At 68.6% G+C, this 26,116-nt stretch carries 25 protein-coding genes; 17 read left to right on the top strand and 8 right to left on the bottom strand.

Translation table 11 applies throughout. From position 1 onward, the window contains the following. Nucleotides 1-137: 137 nt before the first annotated feature. From yidC to rpmH, 3 genes are all read right to left on the bottom strand, one after another. Nucleotides 138-1,856 (bottom strand): membrane protein insertase YidC, encoded by a 1,719-nt coding sequence (gene yidC / locus FXO19_RS13865; protein ID WP_149195695.1) that lies wholly within the window; start codon nt 1,854-1,856, stop codon nt 138-140. Between the two features lie 13 nt (nt 1,857-1,869). Beyond that, the gene (gene rnpA, locus FXO19_RS13860; protein ID WP_149195694.1) at nt 1,870-2,298 is read right to left on the bottom strand and encodes a ribonuclease P protein component; all 429 of its coding nucleotides are present in this window, start codon (nt 2,296-2,298) and stop codon (nt 1,870-1,872) included. A gap of 66 nt (nt 2,299-2,364) precedes the next feature. Next, a complete protein-coding gene (gene rpmH, locus FXO19_RS13855; protein ID WP_013536759.1) occupies nt 2,365-2,505 on the bottom strand; it encodes a 50S ribosomal protein L34 in 141 nt (46 codons plus the stop codon). A 231-nt stretch (nt 2,506-2,736) separates the two neighbouring features. On the opposite strand from rpmH, the gene dnaA reads away from it, so the two are divergent. From dnaA to FXO19_RS13805, 10 genes are all read left to right on the top strand, one after another. Continuing rightward, nucleotides 2,737-4,050: a chromosomal replication initiator protein DnaA gene (gene dnaA / locus FXO19_RS13850; protein ID WP_149195693.1), complete on the top strand. Its 1,314-nt coding sequence runs from the start codon at nt 2,737-2,739 to the stop codon at nt 4,048-4,050. 258 nt (nt 4,051-4,308) lie between these two features. Continuing rightward, nucleotides 4,309-5,409: a DNA polymerase III subunit beta gene (gene dnaN, locus FXO19_RS13845; protein ID WP_149195692.1), complete on the top strand. Its 1,101-nt coding sequence runs from the start codon at nt 4,309-4,311 to the stop codon at nt 5,407-5,409. Nucleotides 5,410-5,494: 85 nt separating this feature from the next. Then, entirely contained in the window at nt 5,495-6,580 is a 1,086-nt protein-coding gene (recF, locus tag FXO19_RS13840; RefSeq protein ID WP_425481480.1) for a DNA replication/repair protein RecF, read from the top strand. A 142-nt stretch (nt 6,581-6,722) separates the two neighbouring features. Next, a complete protein-coding gene (gene gyrB, locus FXO19_RS13835; RefSeq protein ID WP_149195690.1) occupies nt 6,723-9,182 on the top strand; it encodes a DNA topoisomerase (ATP-hydrolyzing) subunit B in 2,460 nt (819 codons plus the stop codon). Nucleotides 9,183-9,417: 235 nt separating this feature from the next. Beyond that, nucleotides 9,418-10,224 (top strand): M48 family metallopeptidase, encoded by an 807-nt coding sequence (locus FXO19_RS13830; protein WP_149195689.1) that lies wholly within the window; start codon nt 9,418-9,420, stop codon nt 10,222-10,224. Nucleotides 10,225-10,345: 121 nt separating this feature from the next. Beyond that, nucleotides 10,346-11,533, top strand: coding sequence for a tetratricopeptide repeat protein (locus tag FXO19_RS13825; RefSeq protein WP_149195688.1), 1,188 nt, complete (start codon nt 10,346-10,348; stop codon nt 11,531-11,533). Between the two features lie 157 nt (nt 11,534-11,690). After that, nucleotides 11,691-12,356: an energy transducer TonB gene (locus FXO19_RS13820; protein ID WP_149195687.1), complete on the top strand. Its 666-nt coding sequence runs from the start codon at nt 11,691-11,693 to the stop codon at nt 12,354-12,356. Between the two features lie 104 nt (nt 12,357-12,460). Further along, entirely contained in the window at nt 12,461-13,216 is a 756-nt protein-coding gene (locus tag FXO19_RS13815; protein WP_149195686.1) for a MotA/TolQ/ExbB proton channel family protein, read from the top strand. A 27-nt stretch (nt 13,217-13,243) separates the two neighbouring features. Beyond that, nucleotides 13,244-13,666, top strand: a complete 423-nt coding sequence (locus tag FXO19_RS13810) for an ExbD/TolR family protein (RefSeq protein WP_149195685.1) — start codon at nt 13,244-13,246, stop codon at nt 13,664-13,666. Nucleotides 13,667-13,678: 12 nt separating this feature from the next. Then, nucleotides 13,679-14,092 (top strand): ExbD/TolR family protein, encoded by a 414-nt coding sequence (locus FXO19_RS13805; RefSeq protein WP_149195684.1) that lies wholly within the window; start codon nt 13,679-13,681, stop codon nt 14,090-14,092. Here FXO19_RS13805 and FXO19_RS13800 read toward each other — a convergent pair. From FXO19_RS13800 to cls, 4 genes are all read right to left on the bottom strand, one after another. Beyond that, nucleotides 14,082-14,342: a hypothetical protein gene (locus FXO19_RS13800; protein WP_149195683.1), complete on the bottom strand. Its 261-nt coding sequence runs from the start codon at nt 14,340-14,342 to the stop codon at nt 14,082-14,084. The genes FXO19_RS13805 and FXO19_RS13800 overlap by 11 nt on opposite strands. A gap of 53 nt (nt 14,343-14,395) precedes the next feature. Beyond that, a complete protein-coding gene (locus FXO19_RS13795; protein ID WP_149195682.1) occupies nt 14,396-15,148 on the bottom strand; it encodes a pyridoxine 5'-phosphate synthase in 753 nt (250 codons plus the stop codon). A 55-nt stretch (nt 15,149-15,203) separates the two neighbouring features. Beyond that, entirely contained in the window at nt 15,204-15,473 is a 270-nt protein-coding gene (locus FXO19_RS13790; protein ID WP_149195681.1) for a hypothetical protein, read from the bottom strand. A 104-nt stretch (nt 15,474-15,577) separates the two neighbouring features. Next, the gene (gene cls, locus FXO19_RS13785) at nt 15,578-17,023 is read right to left on the bottom strand and encodes a cardiolipin synthase (RefSeq protein ID WP_149195680.1); all 1,446 of its coding nucleotides are present in this window, start codon (nt 17,021-17,023) and stop codon (nt 15,578-15,580) included. Between the two features lie 340 nt (nt 17,024-17,363). Between cls and FXO19_RS13780 the strand changes: the two genes are divergently transcribed. The 6 genes from FXO19_RS13780 to FXO19_RS13755 all read left to right on the top strand — a co-directional run bounded on the left by FXO19_RS13780 (nt 17,364) and on the right by FXO19_RS13755 (nt 22,988). Further along, nucleotides 17,364-17,870: a hypothetical protein gene (locus tag FXO19_RS13780; protein WP_149195679.1), complete on the top strand. Its 507-nt coding sequence runs from the start codon at nt 17,364-17,366 to the stop codon at nt 17,868-17,870. 2 nt (nt 17,871-17,872) lie between these two features. Next, entirely contained in the window at nt 17,873-18,499 is a 627-nt protein-coding gene (locus tag FXO19_RS13775) for a hypothetical protein (RefSeq protein WP_255516430.1), read from the top strand. A gap of 37 nt (nt 18,500-18,536) precedes the next feature. Continuing rightward, a complete protein-coding gene (locus FXO19_RS13770; protein ID WP_149195678.1) occupies nt 18,537-19,991 on the top strand; it encodes an adhesin in 1,455 nt (484 codons plus the stop codon). Nucleotides 19,992-20,101: 110 nt separating this feature from the next. Further along, on the top strand, nt 20,102-20,803 hold the full coding sequence (locus FXO19_RS13765) for a C39 family peptidase (protein WP_149195677.1): 702 nt from the start codon (nt 20,102-20,104) through the stop codon (nt 20,801-20,803). 12 nt (nt 20,804-20,815) lie between these two features. Beyond that, the gene (locus FXO19_RS13760) at nt 20,816-21,595 is read left to right on the top strand and encodes a hypothetical protein (RefSeq protein ID WP_255516429.1); all 780 of its coding nucleotides are present in this window, start codon (nt 20,816-20,818) and stop codon (nt 21,593-21,595) included. 34 nt (nt 21,596-21,629) lie between these two features. Then, nucleotides 21,630-22,988, top strand: coding sequence for a transporter (locus tag FXO19_RS13755; RefSeq protein ID WP_255516428.1), 1,359 nt, complete (start codon nt 21,630-21,632; stop codon nt 22,986-22,988). A 24-nt stretch (nt 22,989-23,012) separates the two neighbouring features. On the opposite strand, the gene FXO19_RS13750 is transcribed toward FXO19_RS13755, so the two are convergent. Beyond that, a complete protein-coding gene (locus FXO19_RS13750; RefSeq protein ID WP_149195675.1) occupies nt 23,013-24,338 on the bottom strand; it encodes a sigma-54 dependent transcriptional regulator in 1,326 nt (441 codons plus the stop codon). Between the two features lie 595 nt (nt 24,339-24,933). Between FXO19_RS13750 and FXO19_RS13745 the strand changes: the two genes are divergently transcribed. Further along, nucleotides 24,934-26,040, top strand: a complete 1,107-nt coding sequence (locus FXO19_RS13745; RefSeq protein ID WP_255516427.1) for a PA0069 family radical SAM protein — start codon at nt 24,934-24,936, stop codon at nt 26,038-26,040. Nucleotides 26,041-26,116 lie beyond the last annotated feature (76 nt).

Raw genomic sequence — 26,116 nt, 5'->3', positions numbered from 1 at the left:
AGCGGACGGCGTCGCGATTTCCCGGCGCGGGCATATCACCGCCACTCCCACAAGGAAAGCCGCCGTTCACGCAACGGCAAAGGCTGCATTGCTGTTGCTGCTGCCTTTACCGATTCCCGATTCCCGATTCCCGGCTCTCAAGCCGACTTGGCAGCAGGCTCGCTGTACTTGCGGATGAACCACCACTGCTGCGCCAGGCCGAGCGCGCCGTTGGTCACCCAGTACAGCACCAGGCCGGCCGGGAAGAAGATCATGACCGCGCCGAACACCACCGGCATCAGCTGCATCATGCGCTGCTGCATCGGGTCCATGCCGGTCATCGGGCTGAGCTTCTGTGTCGCCCACATCACCGCGATGTTGATCACCGGCAGGATGAACCAGGGATCGCGCGCGGTCAGGTCCTGGATCCACAGCATCCACGGCGCATGGCGCAGTTCCACCGATTCGAGCAGCACCCAGTACAGGGCGAAGAAGATCGGCATCTGCAGCAGGATCGGCAGGCAGCCGCCGACTGGGTTGATCTTCTCCTTCTTGTACAACTCCATCATCGCCATCTGGAACTTCTGGCGATCGTCGCCGTAGCGCTCCTTGAGCTGGGCGATTCGCGGCTGGAACTTGCGCATGCGTGCCATCGACTTGTACTGCGCCGCCGACAGCGGATACATCGCCAGCTTCACCAGCAGCACCAGGCCGACGATCGACCAGCCCCAGTTCTTGAACAGGTCGTGCAGCTTGTCGAGCAGCCAGAACAGCCATTCACCGAGGAAGGCGAACAGCGAGAAACGCGAGTAGTCGACCGCGCGATCGAGGCCGCGCACGTCCTGCGCCTGGATCTGCTGCACCAGCTTGGGGCCGACCCACAACCGCGCCGCGGTCGATGCCTGCTGCCCCGGGGCGACGTTGACGCCCGGCCCGACCTCGCGGATCAGGTGCCGCGGACCGTCGACGTGCAGCGAGATCGTGGTCGCGGCGTCGGGCTCGGGAATCCAGGCGGTGAAGAAGTGATGCTGCAGGATCGCGATCCAGCTTTCGCGCGCCTGCAGGTTGAGCGGGCCGTCGTCGGCGAAATCGGCGAAGGTCCGGCGGCCATAGCCTTCGTCGCCGCTGTACCAGGTGGCGCCGCTGAAGCTGAAGGACTCCGGGTTGGTCATGCCGCGGTTGACCTGCGGCGGCACCCGCATCAGCTGCCGGTAGACGAAGCCCTGCCACGGGCTTGCGCCTTCGTTGACCACCGTGTCCTGCACGTCGATCGCATAGGAACCGCGACGCACGGTGATGGTGCGGCGGATGGTCAGGCCGTCGGCGCCGCGCCAGACGAACGGCACGCTGACCGCGTCGCCGCCCTCGGTCAGGCGATAGGCGCGCTCGGCGCCCTCCGGCGTGAAGCCGCTCTCGTGGTCCGGCGCCGGATCGGCCTGGCTGACCCAGCCGCTTTGCGCCGCGTAGTAGCGCGCCGGATCGGTGTCGAGCAGCTTGACCGGCGGACTGTCTTCGTCGCGCGTCTGCGGATAGCCCAGCAGCGCGGCGTCGACCACGTTGCCGCGGCTGAGCGTGAGTCGCAGCACGTCGGTAGTGACCGTGACCGACTGGTCGCCGGCCGCCGCAGGCGCCTGCATCCCCGGCACCGCCGGGCGGGCGCTCTCCGCCGCGGCCGGCAGGTCGGGCGCCGTCGGCACCGCCGCCGTGCCGGTCCCGGTTCCGGCATCACTGCCGGGCACGGCGTTGCCGCGCTCTTGGGCCTGTTCGCTGGAGGCGGCCGCGTCCGGCGCCGCGTCCTTGTCCCGGTTCCACTCCATCCACAGCAGCGTCGCCACCATGAGCCAGGCGAGGATCAGGAAGGTACGGGTCTGGTTCATCAGGCAGGCAAGCTCATTCGCCGCAACGATCCGGCGCAGGGACGTGGGACGGGATGGAAGAGGAGGAAGCGCCCGGCATTGTGCCGTCCGCCGCCGGTGGCGGCAACGCACCGGCGCGTGCGAGCACCGCGACGAAGCCCTCGCGCAAGGCGGCGGAGCTGGCATCGGCCGAAGCCGCGCGCGCCACGACCACGTACGCGCCGGGGCGCAGTTGCGCGCGCAGGGTTCGGAATTGTTCGCGCAGGACGCGCTTGATGCGGTTGCGTCCGACCGCGTTGGGATCGACCTTGCGCGACACCGCCAGGCCGAGCCGCGGCGACGACGCGTCGTCGAGCCAGTGCAACGCCATCAGCGGGGACGCGGTGCGCCGGGCGTGCTTGAACACGCGATCGAAATCGGCGCGCACGCGGACCCGGGCCTGCTTCGGGAAGCCGGCGGTCATCGGAAAACGGACGCTCGGGAGACGCTCGGCAACGGGGGCGACGCGGCGCCCGCGTGAACGACGGCGTCAGGCCGTCAGGCGCTTGCGACCCTTGGCGCGACGGCGGGCCAGGATCTTGCGGCCGTCGGCGGTCTTCATGCGGGCACGGAAACCGTGGTCGCGCTTGCGCTTGAGGTTGCTGGGCTGGTAAGTGCGCTTGGTGGCCATGGTGGAACTCTCGTGCGGTGCGCGACGGAAAGAACCGGCGATTCTAGCGGCGCCACGGCCGGCAGGTCAACCGTGCCGGCGGCGAGCACCGGCGACGGTCCGCCGGCCGCGTCGGCGCGATGATGCGCCCCGCGGGGTGCGATGGTAGTCTGCCGGCTCACTCCCCTACCCGCCCACGCCGCGACGGTTGCCGTTGTCCGGCGCCTTTGCCGACCCTAGATGTCACGCCCGATGGATGCCTGGCCACGCTGTCTCGAACGCCTCGAAGCCGAGTTTCCGGCCGAAGACGTCCATACCTGGCTCAAGCCGCTGCAGGCCACACGTCGCGATGACACCACGGTGCTGTACGCACCCAATGCCTTCGTCCGCGACGAGGTGCGCTCGCGCTACCTGACCCGGATCCGCGAACTGCTGGGGCATTTCTCCGGCAGCGCCGAGGTTGCGCTCGAGATCGGCTCGCTGCCGCGGACGAACATGGACACTCTGCCGGTGATCGCGCACGCGCCGGCGGCCGAGGCGTTCCACGGCAATCTCGACAACCACTACACCTTCGAGAATTTCGTCGAGGGCCGCAGCAACCAGCTCGGCCGCGCCGCCGCCTGGCAGGCGGCGCAGAAGCCCGGCGACCGCGCCCACAATCCGCTGCTGCTGTACGGCAGCACCGGCCTGGGCAAGACCCACCTGATGTTCGCCGCCGGCAACCAGATGCGGCGCCAGAACCCGTCGGTACGGGTGCTGTACCTGCGCTCGGAACAGTTCTTCAGCGCGATGATGCGGGCGCTGCAGGACCGGGCGATGGACGGCTTCAAGCGCCAGTTCCAGCAGGTCGATGCGCTGCTGATCGACGACATCCAGTTCTTCGCCGGCAAGGAGCGCACCCAGGAGGAGTTCTTCCACACCTTCAACGCGCTGTTCGACGGGCGCCAGCAGATCATCATGACCTGCGACCGCTTCCCGCGCGAGGTCGACGGCCTCGAGCCGCGCCTGAAATCGCGCCTGGCCTGGGGGCTGTCGGTGGCGATCGACCCGCCCGACTTCGAGACCCGCGCGCAGATCGTGCTGTCGAAGGCGAGCGAACGCGGCGCGCTGATCCCCGAGGACGTCGCCTTCCTGATCGCCAAGAAGATGCGCTCCAACGTGCGCGACCTGGAAGGCGCGCTCAATACCCTGGTCGCCCGCGCCAACTTCACCGGCCGCAGCATCACCCCGGAATTCGCCCAGGAAACCCTGCGCGACCTGCTGCGCGCGCAGATGCACAGCGTCGGCATCGCCAATATCCAGAAGACCGTGGCAGACTACTACGGTCTGCAGATCAAGGACTTGCTGTCCAAGCGACGCACCCGCTCATTGGCCCGCCCGCGACAGATGGCGATGGCCCTGGCGAAGGAGCTGACCGAGCACAGCCTGCCCGAGATCGGCGACGCGTTCGCGGGCCGCGACCACACCACCGTGCTGCACGCCTGCCGCCAGATCAAGCACCTGATGGAAACCGACGGCAAGCTGCGAGAGGACTGGGACAAGCTGATCCGCAAGCTCAGCGAATGACGGCGAAAAGGCCGTGTGCGAGCCCGGTGGACAGGCACCGAACAAGTTGTGGACAACCTGAGGATCGAATGGCGCCGCCGATTCTATCCACAGGTTGTCGGTCTTCGGGGGGAGCCGTTATCCACCCGGTTGTGATCGAATAATGCCGTTTAATATCAATCATTTAGATGAGTTATCGCCCGAAAATCGGGACTCCACCACCACCAGTTTTTAGTTTTATCCAATCTCTTCAATCTTGGGCACGGGGACACGACCGGCATGCGCTTCAGTCTGCAACGCGAAGTCTTTCTGAAACCGTTGGCGCAGGTGGTCAACGTCGTCGAACGTCGGCAGACCCTGCCGGTGCTCGCCAACCTGCTGGTCCAGGTGGCTGACGGCCGGCTGTCGCTCACCGGCACCGACCTGGAAGTGGAGATGGTCGCCAGGACGCCGGTCGACGACGCCCAGAACGGCGAGACCACGATCCCGGCGCGCAAGCTGTTCGAGATCGTCCGCGCCCTGCCCGATGGCAGCAAGGTCACGGTCTCGCAGACCGGCGACAAGGTCACGGTGCAGGCGGGGCGCAGCCGCTTCACCCTGGCCAGCCTGCCGGCCAACGACTTCCCGGCGATCGACGACGTCGAGACCACCGAGCGGGTGCAGGTGCCCGAGGCGGTGCTCAAGGAACTGATCGAGCGCACGGCGTTCGCGATGGCGCAGCAGGACGTGCGTTATTACCTCAACGGCCTGCTGTTCGACCTCGGCGACCGCCACCTGCGTTGCGTGGCCACCGACGGCCATCGCCTGGCGCTGTGCGAGGCCCCGCTGGAGGCCACCGTGAGCAACAAGCGGCAGATCATCGTGCCGCGCAAGGGCATCCAGGAGCTGCAGCGCCTGCTCGAAGGCGGCGACCGCGAGCTCGAACTGGAGATGGACCGCAACCATCTGCGGGTCCGGCGCGACGATGTCACCTTCACCACCAAGCTGATCGATGGCCGTTTCCCTGATTACGAGGCGGTGATCCCGATCGGCGCCGATCGCGAGGTGCGGATCGAACGCGAGGCCCTGCGGGCATCGCTGCAGCGCGCGGCGATCCTGTCCAATGAGAAGTACCGCGGCGTGCGCATCGAAGTCTCGCCCGGGCAGCTGAAGATCAGCGCCCACAACCCCGAGCAGGAAGAGGCGCAGGAGGAAGTGGAGGCCGAGACCAATGTCGATGATCTGGCGGTCGGCTTCAACGTCAACTACCTGCTCGACGCCCTTTCCGCGCTGCGCGAGGAGCATGTCATCCTGCAGCTGCGCGATGCCAACTCGTCGGCACTGGTGCGCGAGGCCGGCAACGAGCGGTGCCGCCACGTGGTGATGCCGCTGCGGCTGTGAATGGCGCCGTGTTCCACGTGAAACCAGAACGCCCGGCATGGTCCGGGCGTTTTGCTTCCTGCGGTCCGGCGCGGGGGGCGATCGCGTGCATGTGACCCTGCTGCGGATCCGGCACCTGCGGCGACTGGCCGAGGCGGAGCTGGCGCCAGGGCCGGCGCTGAACCTGCTGGTCGGAGACAACGGCGCCGGCAAGACCAGCGTGCTGGAAGCGGTGCATCTGCTGGCCTACGGGCGCAGCTTTCGCGGGCGCGTGCGCGACGGCCTGGTGCGCACCGGTGCCGCGGCGCTGGAGGTGTACGTGGAGTGGTCCGAAGGGCACAACGAACGGACGCGCCGTGCCGGCCTGCGCCACAGCGGGCAGGATTGGGAGGGCCGTCTCGATGGCCAGGCCGTGGCGCAGCTGGGCGACCTGTGCGCCGCCCTGGCGGTGGTCAGTTTCGAGCCCGGCAGCCACGCCCTGATCTCCGGTGGTGGCGAGCCGCGCCGGCGTTTCGTCGATTGGGGCCTGTTCCACGTGGAACCGGAGTTTCTTCCGCTGTGGCGGCGCTACGCACGGGCCTTGAAACAGCGCAATGCGCTGCTGAAGTCCGGTGCGCCGGCGGACCAGCTGGACGTCTGGGACCACGAGCTGGCGCTGGCCGGTGAACCCCTGACCCGATTCCGCGAAGATTACCTGGAGCGGCTGCAACCGGTGCTGGCGGCCACGGTGGCGCGGATGGCGCCGATGCTCGGTATCGCGACGCTGGCGTTTCAGCCTGGCTGGCGTCGCGGCGAACTCGGCCTCGAAGACGCGCTGTTGGTCGCACGCGAGCGCGACCGGATGCTCGGCCATACCGGCGTCGGTCCGCACCGGGCCGACTGGCGCGTCGAATTCTCCAGCGCACCGAACCGTGAACCGCTCTCGCGCGGCCAGAGCAAGCTGGCGGCGCTGGCCTGCCTGCTGGCGCAGGCCAGCGACTACGCCACCCGACGCGGCGAATGGCCGGTGGTGTTGCTGGATGACCTGGCCTCGGAGCTCGACGCCGGCCACCGGCAACGGGTGCTGGCGCTGCTGCGCGAAGGCGCGGCCCAGGTCTTCGTCACCGGCACCGACTGGCCGCCGGGCGCGGATGCCGAGCTGGCCGACCTGCGCCGGTTCCACGTGGAACAGGGCGCGGTGACTCCCGCCTGAGCGCCCCGCCACAGCACGGTCGTTGCGCGGTTCGAAGGCAGCCGCGATGCTATAATTGGGCGTTGAGTCCCTATAGCTAATGTGTGCCGGTTGCGGCCGGCGCGACGGTGGCGAACGGACCTGTCCAGCCCAGAAGACGCGAATGACCGACCAGATCCCTTCGCCGCCCGTGCCCGGCGGCACCGCATACGATTCCAGCAAGATCACCGTGCTGCGCGGCCTCGAGGCGGTGCGCAAGCGCCCCGGCATGTACATCGGCGACGTGCACGACGGCACCGGCCTGCACCACATGGTGTTCGAGGTGGTCGACAACGCCGTCGACGAGGCCCTGGCCGGTCATGCCGACGACATCGTGGTCACCATCCATCCGGACGGCTCGGTGGCGGTGTCGGACAACGGCCGCGGCATCCCGGTCGATGTCCACAAGGAGGAGGGCGTGTCCGCGGCCGAGGTGATCCTCACCGTGCTGCATGCCGGCGGCAAGTTCGACGACAACAGCTACAAGGTCTCCGGCGGCCTGCACGGCGTCGGCGTGTCGGTGGTCAACGCGCTGTCCGAGCACCTCTGGCTCGACATCTGGCGCGATGGTCGGCACTACCGGCAGGAATACGCGCTGGGCGAGCCGCTGTATCCGCTCGAGACCCTGGAAACGTCGGACAAGCGCGGCACCCTGCTGCGGTTCAAGCCGGCCACCGCGATCTTCACCGACACCGAGTTCCACTACGACATCCTGGCCCGGCGCCTGCGCGAGCTGTCGTTCCTCAATTCCGGCGTACGCATCACCCTGGTCGACGAGCGCGGCGACGAGCGCGGCGAAGCGCGCCGCGACGTGTTCGAGTTCGAGGGCGGCATCCGCTCGTTCGTCGAGCACCTGGCGCAGCTCAAGACCCCGCTGCACCCCAACGTGATCTCGGTGAGCGGCGAGCAGAACGGCATCACCGTCGACGTCGCCCTGCAGTGGACCGACAGCTATCAGGAAACGATGTTCTGCTTCACCAACAACATCCCGCAGAAGGACGGCGGCACCCACCTGATCGGCTTCCGCGCGGCGCTCACGCGCACCTTGAGCAACTACATCGAGCAGAACGGGATCGCCCGCCAGGCCAAGATCAGCCTGTCCGGCGACGACATGCGCGAGGGCATGATCGCGGTGCTGTCGGTGAAGGTGCCGGATCCGAGCTTTTCCTCGCAGACCAAGGAAAAGCTTGTCTCATCTGACGTGAGACCGGTCGTTGAGAGCACGTTCGCGTCACGTTTGGAGGAGTTCCTCCAGGAAAACCCGGCCGAGGCGCGCGCCATCGCCGGCAAGATCGTCGATGCCGCCCGTGCCCGCGAAGCCGCGCGCAAGGCCCGCGACCTGACCCGGCGCAAGGGCGCGCTGGATATCGCCGGCCTGCCGGGCAAGCTGGCCGACTGCCAGGAAAAGGATCCGGCGCTGTCGGAACTGTTCATCGTCGAGGGCGACTCGGCCGGCGGCTCGGCCAAGCAGGGCCGCAACCGCAAGACCCAGGCGATCCTGCCGCTCAAGGGCAAGATCCTCAACGTCGAGCGTGCGCGCTTCGACCGCATGCTCGGTTCGGCCGAGGTCGGCACCCTGATCACCGCGCTCGGCACCGGCATCGGCAAGGACGAATACAACCCGGACAAGCTGCGCTACCACCGCGTCATCCTGATGACCGACGCCGACGTCGACGGCAGCCACATCCGCACGCTGCTGTTGACGTTCTTCTATCGGCAGATGCCGGAGCTGATCGAGCGCGGCCATATCTATATCGGGCTGCCGCCGCTGTACAAGATCAAGCAGGGCAAGAGCGAGCTGTACCTCAAGGACGATGCCGCGCTCGACGTCTACTTGGCCGGCAACGCGGTCGAGGGCGCCTCGCTGGTCCCGGCCGAGGGCGAGCCGCCGGTCGAGGGCCTGCGACTCGAGAAGCTGCTGCTGGCCTATGCCGGCGCGCGCGACGCGATCGCCCGCAATGCCCACCGCTACGATCCGGCCGTACTGACGGCGCTGATCGACGCGGCGCCGCTCGACGCCGCCCATCTCGGCGACGATGCGCAGGCACGGCAGGTGCTCGACGGCCTGGAGGCCCGGCTCAACCGCAGCGGCCTGGGTCGTCCACGCTATGCGCTGCAGCTGCAGCGTGGTGGCGAGGGCGTGCCGGCCACCCTGTTGATCGTCCGCCGGCACATGGGCGTGGAGCAGCAGCAGGTGCTGCCGCTGGCCGCGTTCGAGGGCGGCGAACTACGGGCGCTGCGCGAGTGCGCGGCACAGCTGCATGGCCTGGTGCGCAGCGGCGGCCGCATCGTCCGCGGCAACCGCAGCCAGCCGATCGCCAGTTTCGCTGAGGCCCAGGTCTGGCTGCTCGAGGAAGCCAAGAAGGGCCGCCAGATCCAGCGCTTCAAGGGCCTGGGCGAGATGAACCCGGACCAGCTGTGGGAAACCACGGTCAACCCGGAGACCCGTCGTCTGCTGCAGGTGCGGATCGAGGACGCGGTCGCCGCCGACCAGATCTTCAGCACGCTGATGGGCGACGTGGTGGAGCCGCGCCGTGGGTTCATCGAGGACAACGCGTTGAAAGTGGCGAATCTGGATGTCTGAGGTCGCGGTGGCGCCACGCCCCAAGTCGGGCGGCTTCGCCATCGGCACCGCATCGGGACTGCGGCGGGGCCGATCGCCGACCTGGCGATCTGAACGCCACGGTCACGCGGACGACACACGGGCCGCGTAGGATCGTCGCGCCAGCGACCAGCGTCGATGCCGACGGTGTCGTTCGCTTGACGAAATTTTAATCACCGCCGTTCTACAACGGCAGCCGATCCCCGGGACCTTCGCCATGAAACCGTTCCTGTTCGCGCTCGGTGCCGTCTTCGTGCTGTCGGCATGCGCCACCACCACTTCGCCGACCGGGCGTACCCAGTACGTCGGTGCGGTGCCCGAAGCGCAGCTCAATCAGCTCGGCGCGCAGGCGTTCGCCGAGATGAAGGCGAAGCAGAAGGTCAGCAACGACAGCCGCCAGACCGCCTACGTGAGCTGCGTGGTCAATGCGATCGTGCGCCAGCTGCCGCCCGATGCGCAGCGGATCGGCTGGGAGTCGGCGGTCTTCGTCGACAACAGCGCCAACGCATTCGCGCTGCCGGGCGGTAAGGTCGGCGTGAACACCGGCATCTTCAGCGTGGCCCGCAACCAGGACCAGCTGGCGGCGGTGATCGCGCACGAGATCGGCCACGTGACCTCGCGCCATCACGACGAACGCATCACCCGCCAGGCCGGCGCCTCCGGCGCGCTGCAGGTGGTCGGCTCGCTGCTCGGCTCGCGCTACGGCGAGGGCGTCGGCAATGCCGCGGTGCAGGGCGGCGGTATCGCCGCGCAGGCGGGCTTCCTGCTGCCCGGCTCGCGCGCGCAGGAGAGCGAGGCCGACGTGGTCGGACAGCAGTTGATGGCGAGCGCCGGCTTCGATCCGCGCGCGGCCGTGAACCTGTGGCAGAACATGATCGCCGCGGGCGGCAGCCGCCCGCCGCAGTGGCTGTCGACCCACCCGGATCCGCAAAGCCGCATCGGCGAGCTCCAGTCGCGCGCGGCGCGCCTCGTGCCCACGTACGAACAGGCGCGTGCGGGCGGACGCGTTCCCAAATGCGGTTGAGCCGCGGGCGCGGCGCCGGCATCATCGCGCTTTCGGGGAAGGACGCCCGACGATTTTCCAACCGGCCGATCCGACCGGCCGATCCAACCGGCGTTCCCAGGCAACAAGAGAAGGTGATGCAATGAAATCGATGATCCATGCGCCCGCCCTGCTCGCGCTGGCGGTCGCCGCCACGCTCGGTGTCGATGCCGCCGCCGCGCAATCGCCGGCGAACGTTCCGGTCGAGCAATGCCAGTCGCGCCGCGATCGCGCGCCGAAAGCCGAGGAACTCTATCCGCAGGCCACGCGCGAAGCGCCCGGCGAGAGCGCCTCGTCGCGGATGGGATCGAAGTTGAACAAGCTCGGCACCGCCTTCGAAAAGGAGCAGTACGCGCAGGTGCGCGAACTCGCCGACGAGATCCTCGCCGAGGACCGCGCCAACGACTACGACAAGGCCTATGCCGCCCAGCTGGCGGCCAACGCCGCCTACAGCGAGGACGACACCGCGGCGGCCAAGGCCTACCTGCAGCAGACCATCGAGCTCGATGCGCTCGACAACAACGGCCACTATCAGTCGATGATGATGCTCGCGCAGCTGCAGGCGCAGGACGAGCAGACCGACGAGAGCCTGGCGACGCTGGACCGCTATCTCACCGAGACGCAGAGCGACAAGCCCGAAGACCTGGCGCTGAAAGGTCAGCTGCTGTACCAGGCCGAGCGCTACGGGGAGGCGGTGCCGGCGCTCAAGCAGGCGATCGCGGCTTCGGAGACGCCGAACGCCGCCTGGACCCAGGCGCTGATGGCCGCCTACGCCGAGACCGGACAGGCCGCCGAGGCGACCGCGCTTGCCGAGCAGATCGCAAGCCAGTCGCCGGGCGACAAGCGCTCGCAACTCAATCTGGCGAGCATGTACATGCAGGCCGAGCGCGACGACAAGGCGATCGAGGTGATGGAAAAGCTGCGCGCCGAGGGTCAGCTGACCGAGGACCGCGAGTACCGCAACCTGGTCGCGCTGCACATCAACAGCGAAGGCGGCGAGCAGAAGGCGATCGAGGTGATCGAGGAAGGCCTGCAGAAGGGCGTACTGAAGGAAGACCACCAGACCTACGTGGCGCTGGCGCAGGCGTACTACTTCTCCGACCAGACCGAGCCGGCGATCGAGGCCTACCAGAAGGCGGCGCCGCTCAGCGACAACGGCGAGTCGTACCTGAACCTCGCCAAGATCCTCGCCGGGGAAGGCCGTGACGCGGAAGCCAAGCAGGCTGCCCAGCAAGCGCTCGACAAGGGCCTGAAGCGGCCCGAGGAAGCGCAACAGTTGCTGGCACGATGAGCCGGCGCCGACTGACCGAAACCGTTTCCGGGCGATTGGTCACCGGTGCCAGAGTTGGTATAGACTTGGGAATTCCCGTCGTCGAAATCGCGGCAGCGGGTATCCGAACAACTAGACCGGGGCGCTCCGGCGTCCGGACAGACTTGAGTTCCCCCGCATGACGCAACGCTTGCCGACGATCGACAAGAGCGAAGAAGACGAAGGCCTCAACTGGGCGCGCATCGCCGGTTTCACCATGGTGATCGGGTTCCATGCGGCCGCCGTGCTGCTGCTGCTGGCCCCGGTGAACCCGCCCGACGCAGGGGCCGTGGAGGAAGAGGTCACCCAGGTGGTGATCATCGAACCGCCGCCACCGCCACCACCGCCGCCGCCGCCGCCGCCGGAACCGCCGAAGCAGGAAATCAAGGAGCTCGTGCCGCCGCAACCGTCGCCGACGCCGCCGCCGCCGGAAGAGCCGCCGGTGGTGTTCGACGACCCGTCTCCGATCGATACCCCGGCCCCGCCGCCGGCGCCGCCCGCGCCGCCTGCGCCGCAGGCCGACATCGGCGCCAGCGTCGATATCTCGTCGAAGAACATGAACCCGCCGAAGTACCCGCCGTCGGCGCTGCGCGCGGGCATCCAGGGCACGGTGGTGCTGATCGTCGACGTCGACGCACAGGGCAACGTCACCAATGTCTCGGTGGAAACCTCCAGCCGCAACCGCGATCTCGACCGCGCCGCGATGCAGGCCGCACGCAAGTGGCGCTTCAATCCCGCCACCGTCGACGGACGGCCTTCGGCCGGGCGCGTGCGCGTGCCCGTCGACTTCAATCTCGGCGGATGATCGTGCCGGGTCCGATTACCAGATAGATGTTGCGTCCGTAACACCTGTTCCGCTCCATCGATCCATCCCATAACTCCAAACTTCAACACTCAAAGGTAAGCGTCATGCTGCAGGAAACCACCAACGCCCCTGTCACCGGAGCCGCCGACAGCGCCGCAGCGCTGCAGCAGATGGGCTTCGCGGACATGATTCAGCACCTCGACATCGTCGGCTGGGTAGTGCTGTGCACTCTCTTGGTCATGTCGGCCATGTCGATCTACTGGATCATCTTCAACTTCATCAAGAACGCGCGCCTGCGTTCCAGCTCCGATCGCGTGATCAGCACGTTCTGGGAAACCCCGAACGCGCAGGATGCGATCCGCTACATGGAAGAGCAGCCCCGGAGCGAGCCGTTCTCCAAGGTTGCCCTCGACGCCGCCCAGGCGGCCGCCCACCATCAGCGTCATGAAGGCTCGCGCCTGGTCGAGTCGCTGAACCGCTCCGAGTTCGTCGATCGCGCCCTGCGTCAGGCCGTGACCCGCGAATCGCTGCGGCTCGAGAGCGGCCTGACGGTACTGGCGACGGTCGGTTCGACCGCCCCGTTCGTCGGTCTGCTCGGTACGGTGTGGGGCATCTATCGCGCCCTGATCCGCATCGGCGCCAGCGGCCAGGCCGACATCGGCGCGGTCGCCGGTCCGGTCGGCGAGGCGCTGATCATGACCGCGATCGGTCTGGGCGTGGCGATTCCGGCGGTGCTGGGTTACAACTTCTTCACCCGCACCAACCGGATCACCAACAACAAGCTCGATACCTTCGCGCATGACCTGCACGACTTCTTCGCCACCGGTTCGCGCGTCGGCGAAGTGCCGAGCCAGCGCTGATTCGGGCGCGACTGACGGAGGCCGGATATGGCGTTCAGTAGCAATGAGGGTGGCGGCAAGCCGATGGCGACGATCAACGTCGTGCCGCTGGTCGACGTGATGCTGGTGCTGCTGATCATCTTCATGGTCACGGCGCCGCTGATGGCGCACAAGATCAAGGTCGATCTGCCGCAGGCCAATCTGGACGAACGTCCGGATGAAGCCCCGCCGGCCCCACCGATCACCATCGCGGTGACCGAGAGCGGCCAGATCTACCTCAACGACCAGCCGGTCAGCCGGGAACTGCTCGAAAGCGCGCTCTCGGTCGAGGCGCAGAAGACGCCGCAGCCGCCGGTCAACGTCCGCGGCGACGCGACCACGAAGTACCGCGTGGTGAACGACGTGGTCACCGTTGCGCAGGCCCAGGGCATGCGCAAGGTTGGCTTCGTCGCCACCCGCGAACAAAACTAACGGAGACCCACGATGGCATTCAGTTCCGATGCCGGCGAAGGCCCGATGGCCGACATCAACATCATTCCGCTCGCGGACGTGATGTTGGTGCTGCTGATCATCTTCATGGTGACGGCGCCGCAGCTGTCGTATCCAATCGATATCGATCTGCCGCAAAGGTCGATCACCCCGCCGGAGAACCCGGTCGATCCGCCGGAGCCGATCCGGCTGCGTATCGATCCGGCAGGCCAGGTGTTCTGGAACGACAGCCCGACGCCCGTGACGGCGCTGCGCAACATGATGGAGGCCGAGGTCCAGCGCGATCCGACCAACCAGCCGACCTTGGAGATCGATGCCAGCGAGGATTCCGATTACGGCGTCCTGGCCAAGGTGCTGGCGCAGGCCAAGAACGCGCAGATGCTCAAGATCGGCTTCGTCAAGAAGTAGACACGTTGTACCCGGCCGGCGTCGCCTGCAGCGCGCCGGTCGGACGCTTACCGAACTTTCGACGCCGCCTCCGGGCGGCGTTTTTTTTTGCGCCGGCAAGCACGCCGGTCATCGAATTCGCGTGCGGCGAGTTGCCCGCGGCATCGCGCGCATGGCGCGCTCCTACGAAGAGGCGGTGCTCTTTTCGAATCGCGGGCGAGCGGGAGTCGAACGGACTGTGCAGGTCGATGGCCGATCCGCGTCGTTCCACGGCAAACAATGCTTTTCGAGCAACCGCCGACCGGTGTCCCGGTGCCGGAGCGACTAGCGGACGGCGTCCAGCAGGCGAAGGTAGCGCTCGATGGTGGGCGCAAGTCCGGCGTACAGCGCTTCGCCGATCAGGGCGTGGCCGATCGACACTTCGAGCACACCGGGCACCGCGGCCAGGAAGGCGCCGAGATTGGCCTGGCTCAGATCGTGGCCGGCATTGACCCCGAGCCCGGCATCGCGCGCGCGCCTTGCGGTCTCGGCGCAATCGCGCGCGACCGTGCCGGCATCGCCGCGGGCATGCGCCTCGGCGAACGGACCGGTATAGAGCTCGATCCGGTCGGCGCCGAGCGCCGCGGCCTGCTCGACCGCCGCGCCGGCATCGGCGAACAGGCTGACCCGGCATCCCAGTGCGTGCAGTTCGGCGACCGGTGCACGCAGGCGGTCGGCATCGCGCGCGAAGTCGAAACCATGGTCGGATGTCAGCTGGCCATCGTCGTCCGGCACCAGCGTCGCCTGCCGCGGGCGCGTCTCGGCGCACAGGGCGAGGAATCCCGGGTACCCGGGACGCGCCGCTGCGAACGGATTGCCCTCGAGATTGAACTCGACGCCGCGCTGTCGACACAAGGCCGCCAACGCCAGCACGTCGTCGCTGCGGGCGTGGCGCGCATCCGGTCGTGGATGCACGGTGATGCCGTGCGCGCCGGCGTCCAGGCAGATGCGCGCGGCCTCGAGCACGTCCGGGTCGCCACCGCCGCGCGCATTGCGCAGCAGCGCCACCTTGTTGAGGTTGACGCTGAGACGGGTCATGGCCCGCGCCTGGCGTTCGCTGATGGCACCACCGCGGCGGGCACGTCCGCAGGATTCAATGCGGCGGCGCTTCGCCCGAGGCAGTCATGCCTTCGCTCGCTCGGCGCGCTTCGGCCTGCTCGCGCAGGCGGCGCAATTCCTGCGGGTCGATCATCATCGTGTCGTCGCGGCTCTGGCTGCCGACGCGTTGCGCCAACAGGCCCATGACCCAGATCGCCAGCAGGACCAGCGCGGCCAGGATGCAGACCACCGCCAGCGCCAACGAGGAAGTCGCCATCGCGATCGCAAACGCGGCGATGGCCAGCAGCAGGAACAACCATGGCATGTGGAATCCCTCCTTCCACGAAGACGCCACCAGTCTACCCCCTGCCGCGCGGCCTGGCAGCCGTCCGGTGGGCCGCTGCTGCCGCCGGTCGCGACGGGGCGGTTTCAGAGCAGCGGTGAGAGCAGTCGAGCGAGCGCTTCGGGCAGGCGCTCGCGCAGCAGCGGCCGGTCGTCGCGGGCGTGGACCCGACGCGCCCGCGCGAGTTCCGATTCGACGTGACGCGCCAGCTGCGCCGTCAGCGCGCGGTCGTCGAACAGCACCGAGGCCTCGAAATTGAGCCGGAAGCTGCGGTTGTCGAAATTGGCGCTGCCCACCAACGCCAGCGAATCATCGACCACCAGCGCCTTGCTGTGCAGCAGTCGCGGACCGTACTCGTACACCTGGACGCCCGCCTCCATCAGCGCGTCGAAGTAGGAGCGGGCGGCCAGCGTCACCAGCAGCGAATCGCAGCGCCGCGGCAGCAGCAGCCGCACGTCGAGTCCGGCCAGCGCCGCCGAGGTCAGCGCCATCATCGCCGCCTCGCCGGGCACGAAATAGGGCGTCACCAGCCAGACCCGCGTGCGCGCGGCATGGATCGCGCTGACGTGCAGGCGGTGGATCGCTTCCCAGGACGAATCGGGGCCCGAGGACAGCACCTGGGCTGCGATCGGGCCATGGTCGCAAGCCGGCGTCTGCGCCGCGATCTCGCCGATGCAGCCGTCGTCGCCGTTGGCATACAGCCAATCCTCGACGAAGATTTTCTGCAGGCGGCGCACCGCTTCGCCCTCCAGGCGCAGGTGCAGGTCGCGATAGGCGTCGTCGCGCCGGCGCTCGTCCTGGTGGTCGCTGATGTTGATGCCGCCGGTGTAGCCGATGCAGCCGTCGATCACCACGATCTTGCGGTGGTTGCGCAGGTTGAGCCAAGGCCGCTGCCAGATGCGCCCGAACTGGGTCGGATGGAACCACGTCACCTCGCCGCCGGCGTCGATCAGCGGCGAAAAGAACCGTCGCGGCTGGCCGCTGCCCACGGCATCGATCAGCAACCGGACCCGCACGCCGGCCCGGGCGCGCTCGACCAGCGCATCGCGCAGCGTGGTGCCGATATGGTCGGTCTCGTAGATGTAGTACTCGAGGTGGAGGTGGCTGCGCGCGGCGGCGACGTCGGCCAGCAACGCATCGTAGGTCTCGCCGCCGTCGACCAGCAGCCGCACCTCGGTCGCCGAGGCCGGCGCCAGGCCGGAGGCCGCGTGCGCCAGGCTCGCCAGTTCGGCAGCGTCGGAATGGCCGGAAAACCCGTCCGGTTCCTGTGGCAAGCGGGCGCGGCTGCTCTCGCGACGCAGGCGCTGGCGCCGGATCTTCTGCGGCCCGAACACGTGGTAGATCAGGAAGCCGAGATAGGGCAGCAGCGCCAGGCCCAGCAGCCAGCTCAGGGTCGCCACCGGTTCGCGCTTCTGCAGCACGATCCAGCCGCCCAGCCAGATCAGGTACAGCAGCCAGCCGAGCACGAGCAGCATCGCCAGCCCGGGGGTCGAGGTCAGCGCATCCCAGCCGCGCTGCAGCAAGTCGGGCATCGGAAGCCTCGAGGACGTCGGCCGAGAAACGGTCGCCTAGGCTAACGCCGCCTTCGCGGAAGCGGAACACGCCGGCGACGCGCCATGCTCCGCCGCCGCCGCACCGCCGTGTAAACCGTTGCGGCCCGGGTGTAACGGAAGCGATACAGCGCCGGTGATCGCCAACGAGCGCGCAATGCCGCCGGCGGCCACCGGAAAGCGCGCCGGCGGCGGTGGAGCCCTGTAACACCGCGGTATCGCCGTGCTTCTTAATGAGAACGTAAGACGCTGTTTTTAATAGTTTTTATCCGTGGCACGGATCGTGCGTCCATCTCCTCGCGTTTCCGCACGAGACCCTGCCATGACCAGAACCAAGATCCTCGCGCTTTGCCTGCTGTGCATGGCGCCGTATGGAGCCGAGGCCGCCGGCGCCCGCAGTGGTGTGGAGCCCAGGCACGGCGAGATGGTGCTGCTGCGCGACGTCAATACACGCCACGCCGTCCGCCCGGCACCGCCAAGCCTGGCGGTGATCGCCGACCCGACACCGAATCGCGAGATCGACCGGTCGCTGGGGACCGGCGAATTGAGCGACGCCGATTTCGCGGCGATCGATTCGGGCCACCGGCTGCAACCGGGCGCGGGCCTGGCCCCGGCCGGGCAGAGCGCCGCGACCGCCGTGTCCGGGAGTCTTGGAACGGCCAGCCCGGAACGGGGCGGGCTGGGGTCCGGGGCCGGCATCAACGGCGCCTTGCGCGCACCGCTCGGTGCCATCGGCACCAGCACGCGCGGCATCGGCCGGCACATCGACGGCGCGCTGTCGCAGTTTCCCCTGGGCACCACGCCAGGCAACGGCAACGGCGGGCGATGACCATGGCGCCGCTCCGCTTCGTGCCGCTGCTGGCGCTGCTGCCGCTCGCCGGCGTGCAGGCGCAGGAGAGCGACGACTACGTCGCGATGCTCGGCTGGCTGGCCGAGACCCGTGTCGACGAGCGCGCCTTCAACGGCGCCAGCGGCGCGATCGCGGTCAACCTGTCTGCGGGCGACCTCAACCAGCAGAGCAACCAGCGCGCCTTCGCCAGCGGGGGCAGGGCGAGCGCTCCGGTCGCCGTGCACCAGGCGCGGACATCCGACCGCTTCGACGCGCCCGCGCAGGCGACCGCCGTCATCGGCGGGCAGGCATTCGCCGACGCGAGCGGGCTCGTCTCCATCAATCAGGCCAGCGGCAGCGGCAACGCGGAACTCAACGCGGTTGCCGTGACGCTGGCGCAACAGGGCATACGCGAGGCCAGCGACGAGCAGTTGTCGTCGCCGGCGTTCGCGTCAGCAGGGCTGCAACATCCGAACGGCCAGGGGGGCGCGGAAACGGCGGACCGCAAGGTCGCCGTGGAAGCCTCCGCGCTACGCGGCTTCGAGGGCGTGCTGCAGCTCAATCAGATCGCGGGGTCGGGCAACGCCACGGACAACCAACTGGTCCTGTCCGTGCAGACCGTTCCGTGAACCGGCACTTCACTCCAGAGAAAGAGCAGAGGACATCATGAAAGCGAATACGAAATGGACGGCACTCGCGATTGCGGTCGCCGCGGCAACGGCCGGCGCGGCACAGGCGCAGGACGTCGAGTACAACGAGACCGTGATGATCGATCACGACATCACCGTCGACGATACCCGCAACTACACCACCAACACGAGCACCAATACCCACACCAGCGACACCAACTTCGACATGAACGTGTCGAAGGACATCGATGTGGACCTGGCCTACAGCGACAGATTCGCCCGTCGTACGCGCATCGACCAGAGCCTGAGCACCAATCAGGAATATGAGGACATCGAGCGCAACGAGGACGTGCGTTCGGAGCGCAACGAGCACGGCGTCAACGTGCAGCTCGACAAGGAACTGTCGCTGAGCTCCGACATCGCCTTCAGCGGCGACCCGACGATCTCCGGCGACATCGCCATCGATTCGGCGGCGATCGCCGTGGTCGACAACCGGCAGATGGTCACCGACAACGTCGGCATCAACGACATGCTGACCAATGACGCCTCGATCGGCGACGACGTCGGCTCCGACGCCTCCGGCAACCTCGCCTTCAACGTCGCCGCCGGCGACAACAACGTGCAGGACAACGCCGCCGCGCTTTCGGCCGCGGACGCCAGCTTCGCCTTCGGCCTGGCCGACGCCGAAGTCTTCGTCGACCAGTACGGCGCCGGCAACCAGACGATCAACATGGGCGTGACCAACGATGCCAGCGTCGGCGGCAACGCGTTCGCCAATGCGTCGGGCAACATCGGCGTCAACGTGGCTTCGGGCAACAACAACCAGCAGAAGAACGCCCTCGCCGCCTCGGTCGCCACCAGCGCCTATGCGCAGGCGAGCGTGAGCTCCAAGCAGATCTCCACCGGCAACGCGGTCAGCAACGAAGGCCGCATCGAGCGCATGACCGACTCGGTCGAAGTCAGCCTGAGCGGTCCGGTCCAGGGCTGGTCGGTGGGTGTGGGCAGGGGCCGCTACGAGGGCACCGAGCAGGGCAGCTACGCCGGTCGCGGCAACGCTTACCAGCAGAGCAACTTCTACGCCGACATGTGGGAAGGCGAAGACCATCCGGCCGGCCCCAGCATCGGCCATGCCGACTTCGACAACGAGAGCCAGGGCGCGGTGCAGAACCCGTACCGCCAGGGCGTGGGCGGGCTCGCCTTCGACACCGACGAGAGCGGCAGCTACCGGGGCCGCGAGTCCGGCGAGCTGGGCTTCGTCGAACTGTCCTACAGCGACCTGGTCGCCAGCCTGAGCGGCACCGTCAGCTCGACCCAGTGGATCGTGGTCGACGCGACCAATACCGCCAGCCTGTCGGGCAGCGCCTTCAGCGGTGCCTCCGGCAACATCGGCGTCAACGTCGCTTCGGGCACGGGCAACCTGCAGGCCAACAGCCTGGCCCTGGCCGTGGCGCAGCCGTCGACCGGCGGTGGTGGCGGCGGCGGCGGCGAATAAGCGCTGCCGCAACGCGTGACCTCCCGCCCTTTCCCCTGAGGCCGGGAGTCCCGGAAGCCCCGTTCCGTATTCCCCTGCGGGACGGGGCCTTCCACCGAACGGAGATCGTAATGTTGCGGAAGATTCTCGCGGCCGCCTGCCTCTTGGCGGCGACGGCGGCATGCGCCGGCGCCGACGCCGGCGAGGTGCGCTTCAGCGGCGTGCTCCCCGACGGCGGCTTGTTCACCAAGTCCGTGGAAAGCATGCGCGAGGCGCGCTTCCGGCACCTGGTGCGCCAGCACACCGACTACAGCTGCGGCGCCGCCGCGCTGGCGACGATCCTGCGTTACGGCTATCGGATCGATGCCGACGAGGCCACGGTGATCGACGGCATGATGGGCGTGGCGGACCCGGAACTGGTGCGCGAGCGCGGCTTCTCGCTGCTGGATATCAAGCGCTATGTCGAAGCGCTGGGCATGCGCGGACGCGGTTACCGGGTCGACGAAGCGCGGCTGCGCGGCCTGCGCGTGCCGGCGCTGGTGCTGATGGACGTCGGCGGCTTTCGCCATTTCGTGGTGCTCAAGCAGGTCGACGGCGACCGGGTCGAGCTCGGCGACCCGATCCTGGGCAACCGCAGTGTGCCGTTCGACGAATTCATGCAGTCGTGGCCGTCGCGCGCCGTTTTCATCGTGATCGCCAGTGACTTCGACCGGAACACGGTGCTGCTGCAGCCGGTGTCCCGGCCCAGCGCGAAGACACTGTACGCGCGGCAGGGGCCGATCACCGATGCCGAACTGCTCGATTTCGGATTCACGCATGCGGATCTGTTCTGAAGGAGAGATGAGATGAATAGAATTCGACGATGGTCGTTGGCGCTGCCGGCGGCGCTGTGCGCCGGACTGCCGATGGCGTCCGCGCTCGCGCAGGCCGGCGGCGAGGTCGCGCGACCTGCGCCCGGACTGACCGAGATCCCCGAGGCCGAACTGGGCCTGATGCGCGGCCGCTACACGGTCGGCAACGACGCGGTGCTGTGGTTCGGCGTGTCGATGGTCTCGACCTGGCAGACCGCGGCCGGACAGACCCTGCAGGGCCAGCTCGATTTCGGCTTCGATTTCAGCCGCGGCACGCCGACGGTCAGCTACCGGCCGAGCGTCACCATCACCGCCGGGGACGCGCCCATGCCGGTCGCGCAGGGCCAGCGCAGCGTCGATTCGGCCGGACTGGCCAATGTCTCGGGCATGGTGCAGTCGGTGCAGGTCGCGGGCGACGGCAATACCGCCGGCAACCTCACCTCGTTGACCGTGCGCGACGGCGAAGCGCCCGCCCCGGCCGGCGCCAGCGCCGGCGGGCATGCCAATGCCGCGATGGGCGGGCTGACCGCGAGCGCCGGCTTCGACGGCGGCGACGCCCGGATCCTGCTGCAGGTCGACGGCCACGGCGCCGCCGAGCAGTGGATCCGCGCCGGCAGCCTCGGCCAGAGCATCCGTCTGGGCAGCGACGGCCACGCGGTCAGCAACCAATTGCACCTTGAGCTGGTGCGGCAAGCGGTGCCGGCCAACGCGGCCCTCGACCAGGGCGTGGCGCAGGCGATCTCGCTGACCCGCGGGCTCGGCGGCCGCCTCTGAACGGACAATGCGCATGCAACCACGGGAGTTCCACGTGACAAGGACACCAACCGCGCGACCGGGGCTGCTGGCGACGGCGCTCGCACTCGCATTGAGCGGCACCGCCGCCGCCCAGGATCCGGGCGCGGCGCCAAGCCCGGCCGAATACAAGGAAATGGGCGAGCTGATGCAGGAGCTGGCCGCGCTCAAGGCCAGCTATGCGCAGGAGGTGCGGCGCCTGCGCGAGCTCGACATGCGCATGCAGGCGCTGCAGGCGCGGGTCAGCGGCCAAGGCGCGCCAGCGTCGGCCACCGGGACGCCGGAGACGGCGATCGCCGCGGCCGTTGCAACGCCTGCACCGCGGCCGGATCCGGCCGCGGCGCCCGCCGCGCCGCCGCCGCAGGAAGGCTATGCCGGCAGCGCCGAGGACGCACGGCGCGCACGCGAGGAGGAAACCCGCAGCGTCGCCGACGTCAAGCAGCAGAACCAGGCGCTCTTCAACCAGCGGCTGATCCTGGAGAACAGCGTCAGCTACAACCGTTACGACCGCAAGCAGCTCACCCTCAACGGGTTCCTGGCGCTGGACGCGATCTTCCTCGGCAACATCGCCATCGAGAACGTCGAGTCCGACACCCTGAACTACAATTTCGCCGCGCGCTGGGGCCTCAGCCCGCGCCTGACCTTGAACCTCGACGTGCCCTACATCGCGCGCAAGACCATCTACCAGAAGGGCGGCGCCGGCGGCGCCGCGGCATCGATCGCGCAGGAGCAGACCGACGGCGCCGGCCTCGGCGACATCAGCGCCAGCGCCAACTACAAGCTGTTCGGCGAGCGCGGTTTCCTGCCGGAAACGGTGCTCAACCTCGGCGTCACCGCGCCGACCGGGCGCGAGCCCTACGGCATCCCATGGGAGGTGCTCGAGCGCGACGAGGACGACTTCATCCGCTTCGCGGTGCCCGAGGAGCAGCCGACCGGCAACGGTGTCTGGCAGGCCACCGTCGGCCTGTCGGCGGTCAAGACCACCGATCCGGCGATTCTGTTCGGCAACATCGGCTACGTGCACTCGTTCACCGGCAGCTTCGACGATCTCGACAACAATCCGGCGACGGTGAACCCGGGCGAGGTGCAGCTGGGCCGCGCGTTCTACTTCGGCGCCGGCGTCGCCTTCGCCTTCAACGAGCGCACCAGCCTGAGCATCTCGCTGAGCGACCGCCTCAGCGCCCGCGCGCGCACCCGCTACGAGAACGCGGACTGGATCAAGGTGATCGGCAGCGACGCCAACGCCGCCACCTTCAATCTCGGCGTGACCCATGCGCTCAACGCCAACACCACGCTGGTGGGGATGCTCGGCATCGGCCTGACGCCGGACGCGCCGGACTTCAACCTGACCTTCAAGGTGCCGTACATGCTGTGATCGCGCGTGCGGCGGGCGAAACGGTCAGCGCATCTCCGCCAGCGAGAGCCGGTGCTTGCGGCACAACCGGTACATGGTGACGCGCGAGACCCGCAGCCGGCGGGCCGAAGCGCTGACGTTGCAGCCGGTTTCACGCAGCACCGACAGCACCGCCTCGCGCTCGGCGTGCTCGCGCGCGTGGTCCAGGCCCGCGCCCGCGCCGTCGTTTTTCCCGAGCTGCAGCTCGGCGGGGCCGATCAGCGGCTGTTCGGCGATCACCGCCGCGCGCCGTACCCGGTTGAGCAGTTCGCGCACGTTGCCCGGCCAGCGATGCGCGCGCATCGCCTGGCGCGCGGCGGCGTTGAAGCCGCGCGCGGTCACCGCATGGTGCTCGCGGAACGCCTCCAGGAAGCGCCGCGCCAGCAGCTCGATGTCGTCGCCGCGATCGCGCAGCGGCGGCATGTCCAGGCGCAGCACGTCGAGCCGGTAGTACAGGTCCTGGCGAAAGCGTCCGGCGGCGACCGCCTGCTCGAGGTCGACGTGGGTCGCCGCCAGCACACGCACGTCGATCCGCAGCGAATGGCTGTTGCCGACCCGCTCCAGGGTGCCTTCCTGCAGCACCCGCAGCAGGTTGGTCTGCGCGTCCAGCGGCAGGTCGCCGATCTCGTCGAGGAACAGGGTGCCGCCGTCGGCGGATTCGAACAGGCCGATGCGGCGCGCGCTGGCGCCGGTGAAGGCACCGCGCTCGTGGCCGAACAGTTCCGACTGCACCAGGCTCGGCGGCAGCGCCCCGCAGTTGACCGCGACGAACGGCGCGCGATGGCGGGAAGAGCGCTCATGCAGCGCGCGCGCCGCCAGCTCCTTGCCGGTGCCGGTCTCGCCGGTGATCAGCACCGGCAGGTCGACCCGCGAATAGCGGTGGAGGATGCCGTGCACTTCCAGCATCGGCGCGCTCTGTCCGATCATGCCGCTGGCGTCGTCCATGCACGTGCCGTCGGCATCGAACGACGACAGCGCCTGGCCGAACTGCTGCGGGTTCAGCGGCGCCACCAGGCGTTCGCCGCAGGCGCTCAGGATCCGGCGGACGCCGGCATCCTCGGTCGGCGTGTCTTCCGAGGTCAGCGCCAGCAGGGGCAGGTCGGCGTGATCGGTGACCAGCTGCTCCAGCGCCGCCAGCGCGGAGGTGTCGCCGCCACGCAGATCCACCAGGCCGATCACGTAGTCCTCGCCACGCATGCCGACGTGGAGGTCACGCGCGGGATCGGCGATCCGCATCCGCCATCCGGCGGCGGCCAGCATGTCGCGCTCGTGCCGCGACGGCCGGCCGAACCAGATCACGCAATGCGGGTTGAATTTGGGTAGGGCAGCCATCGTCACGCTCCTTGCAGTCGCCGATCGCGGTGGCACGACGGCAGCGCCCGCGCGGCAGTGGCCAGTCTCCGTGCCGTGGATGACAGACAGGGGTGTGGGCGACGGCGCACGACCGCGTCGTCGCGGTTCCAGGGCGCCGGTCCGGGCATCGATAGAAGCCGCACACCGTCGCCGTCAGCGGTCATCGACATTGGCAGCGGCGCCATCAGTCCGATGCGCAGGCATCGGCCGAATCCGGATGTGGCCGGGAACATTCCGGCGGGCGTTCTGGACAACCAGACTCATGTACTTCCCCTGCTGAGCCCCGGGGGCTCGGCTCTGGTGTCTAGCGTGAACGGCGGGAGCGCCGCGCACCGGCCACCGGCCATCGACCTGTTCAGCTAAACCGGCCAAGTTTCGCCCCCATGGCGCCCCCGGGCACCGAAGCTCCCGTAGGAGGGGCTTCAGCCCCGACCCGGCGCAAGCCGACAGCGGGTGTGCCCTGCCGTTGTTGCCCTTCGCGGCGCACGGCGGCGCGTTCATCATGGCCACCACCGATGGCGGCCGCCCGGCGCGGTCGCAGCGACTGCGATCCTGCGGCGTTAACCTGATTGGCATGCGTGAGAACGGCAAGCAACAGATGCCCGCGCCCGCGGCGATCAAGGGGCGGGGTTCGGGCTCGTACGTCAGCGGCCGCTTCGAGAAGACCGTGGCCCGGGCCGAGGATGACGGTTGGGGCGGCCTGGCGGAACTGACCGACGCGGCGCAGGCCGCGCACCCGGACACGGTGGTCACCGAGGAACGTGCGCGCAGCATCGTCAGCCGCAACGATTCGCCGGACATCGCCTTCAGCCAGTCGGTCAATCCCTACCGCGGCTGCGAGCACGGTTGCGCCTATTGCTTCGCGCGGCCGTCGCACGCCTATCTGGATCTTTCGCCGGGCCTGGATTTCGAGACCCGCCTGTACGCCAAGACCAATGCCGCCGAGCGCCTGCGCGCGGAACTGGCCAGGCCCGCCTATCGCTGCTCGGCGATCGCGCTGGGCATCAACACCGATGCCTACCAGCCGATCGAGCGCCGCTACCGGATCACCCGGGCACTGCTGGAAGTGCTGGCCGAGTGCCGGCATCCGGTCAGCCTGATCACCAAGAACGCGCTGGTGCTGCGCGACCTCGACCTGCTGGCGACACTGGCGCGGCAGCGGCTGGTCACCGTGTACTTCTCGATCACCACGCTCGACAACCGGTTGTCGGCGAAGATGGAGCCGCGCGCCTCGGCGCCGCATGCCCGATTGCAGGCGTTGCGGCGACTGGCCGATGCCGGCGTGCCGGTCGGGGTGATGGTGGCGCCGGTGATCCCGATGATCACGGACCACGAGCTGGAAGCCATTCTCGAGGCGGCGCGCGAACATGGCGCGGCCGCGGCCGGTCACGTGCTGCTGCGGCTGCCGCACGAGCTCAAGCAGCTCTGGCGCGAGTGGCTGGAACTGCATTACCCCGAGCGCGCCGCGCACGTCATGAGCCTGATCCGGCAGATGCGTGGCGGCCGTGACTACGACAGCACGTTCGGCCGGCGCATGCGCGGCGAGGGGCCGTTCGCCGATCTGATCGCCGGGCGGTTCGCGCGCGCCCATCGCCGGCTCGGCTACGGGCGCCTGCCGGCGCTCGACTGCGCGCGCTTCGTCCCGCCGCGGCCGCCGTCGCCGCAGGGCGAGCTGTTCTAGACCATCCCATCCCGCAGCCGATCCTGTAGGAGGGGCTTCAGCCCCGACCCCGGGAACAAGCGGAGCGCGGAAAAGA

Source organism: Luteimonas suaedae, assembly GCF_008312895.1.
In the GTDB taxonomy this organism is placed as follows: domain Bacteria; phylum Pseudomonadota; class Gammaproteobacteria; order Xanthomonadales; family Xanthomonadaceae; genus Luteimonas; species Luteimonas suaedae.
The sequence above is the reverse complement of the archived record's forward strand: the minus strand, read 5'-3'. Positions and strand labels throughout refer to the sequence as shown.

What these genes read in the sequence shown, in the direction of transcription:
- FXO19_RS13770 (WP_149195678.1), top strand. Translation starts at nt 18,537, where the DNA reads ATGAAAGCGAATACGAAATGGACGGCACTCGCGATTGCGGTCGCCGCG.
- dnaN (WP_149195692.1), top strand. Translation starts at nt 4,309, where the DNA reads ATGCGCTTCAGTCTGCAACGCGAAGTCTTTCTGAAACCGTTGGCGCAG.
- cls (WP_149195680.1), bottom strand. Translation starts at nt 17,023, where the DNA reads ATGCCCGACTTGCTGCAGCGCGGCTGGGATGCGCTGACCTCGACCCCC.
- FXO19_RS13795 (WP_149195682.1), bottom strand. Translation starts at nt 15,148, where the DNA reads ATGACCCGTCTCAGCGTCAACCTCAACAAGGTGGCGCTGCTGCGCAAT.
- FXO19_RS13815 (WP_149195686.1), top strand. Translation starts at nt 12,461, where the DNA reads ATGCTGCAGGAAACCACCAACGCCCCTGTCACCGGAGCCGCCGACAGC.
- FXO19_RS13750 (WP_149195675.1), bottom strand. Translation starts at nt 24,338, where the DNA reads ATGGCTGCCCTACCCAAATTCAACCCGCATTGCGTGATCTGGTTCGGC.
- rpmH (WP_013536759.1), bottom strand. Translation starts at nt 2,505, where the DNA reads ATGGCCACCAAGCGCACTTACCAGCCCAGCAACCTCAAGCGCAAGCGC.
- dnaA (WP_149195693.1), top strand. Translation starts at nt 2,737, where the DNA reads ATGGATGCCTGGCCACGCTGTCTCGAACGCCTCGAAGCCGAGTTTCCG.
- FXO19_RS13780 (WP_149195679.1), top strand. Translation starts at nt 17,364, where the DNA reads ATGACCAGAACCAAGATCCTCGCGCTTTGCCTGCTGTGCATGGCGCCG.
- FXO19_RS13775 (WP_255516430.1), top strand. Translation starts at nt 17,873, where the DNA reads ATGGCGCCGCTCCGCTTCGTGCCGCTGCTGGCGCTGCTGCCGCTCGCC.
- FXO19_RS13745 (WP_255516427.1), top strand. Translation starts at nt 24,934, where the DNA reads ATGCGTGAGAACGGCAAGCAACAGATGCCCGCGCCCGCGGCGATCAAG.
- gyrB (WP_149195690.1), top strand. Translation starts at nt 6,723, where the DNA reads ATGACCGACCAGATCCCTTCGCCGCCCGTGCCCGGCGGCACCGCATAC.
- FXO19_RS13825 (WP_149195688.1), top strand. Translation starts at nt 10,346, where the DNA reads ATGAAATCGATGATCCATGCGCCCGCCCTGCTCGCGCTGGCGGTCGCC.
- FXO19_RS13810 (WP_149195685.1), top strand. Translation starts at nt 13,244, where the DNA reads ATGGCGTTCAGTAGCAATGAGGGTGGCGGCAAGCCGATGGCGACGATC.
- FXO19_RS13765 (WP_149195677.1), top strand. Translation starts at nt 20,102, where the DNA reads ATGTTGCGGAAGATTCTCGCGGCCGCCTGCCTCTTGGCGGCGACGGCG.
- FXO19_RS13760 (WP_255516429.1), top strand. Translation starts at nt 20,816, where the DNA reads ATGAATAGAATTCGACGATGGTCGTTGGCGCTGCCGGCGGCGCTGTGC.
- yidC (WP_149195695.1), bottom strand. Translation starts at nt 1,856, where the DNA reads ATGAACCAGACCCGTACCTTCCTGATCCTCGCCTGGCTCATGGTGGCG.
- FXO19_RS13790 (WP_149195681.1), bottom strand. Translation starts at nt 15,473, where the DNA reads ATGCCATGGTTGTTCCTGCTGCTGGCCATCGCCGCGTTTGCGATCGCG.
- FXO19_RS13805 (WP_149195684.1), top strand. Translation starts at nt 13,679, where the DNA reads ATGGCATTCAGTTCCGATGCCGGCGAAGGCCCGATGGCCGACATCAAC.
- FXO19_RS13830 (WP_149195689.1), top strand. Translation starts at nt 9,418, where the DNA reads ATGAAACCGTTCCTGTTCGCGCTCGGTGCCGTCTTCGTGCTGTCGGCA.
- rnpA (WP_149195694.1), bottom strand. Translation starts at nt 2,298, where the DNA reads ATGACCGCCGGCTTCCCGAAGCAGGCCCGGGTCCGCGTGCGCGCCGAT.
- FXO19_RS13820 (WP_149195687.1), top strand. Translation starts at nt 11,691, where the DNA reads ATGACGCAACGCTTGCCGACGATCGACAAGAGCGAAGAAGACGAAGGC.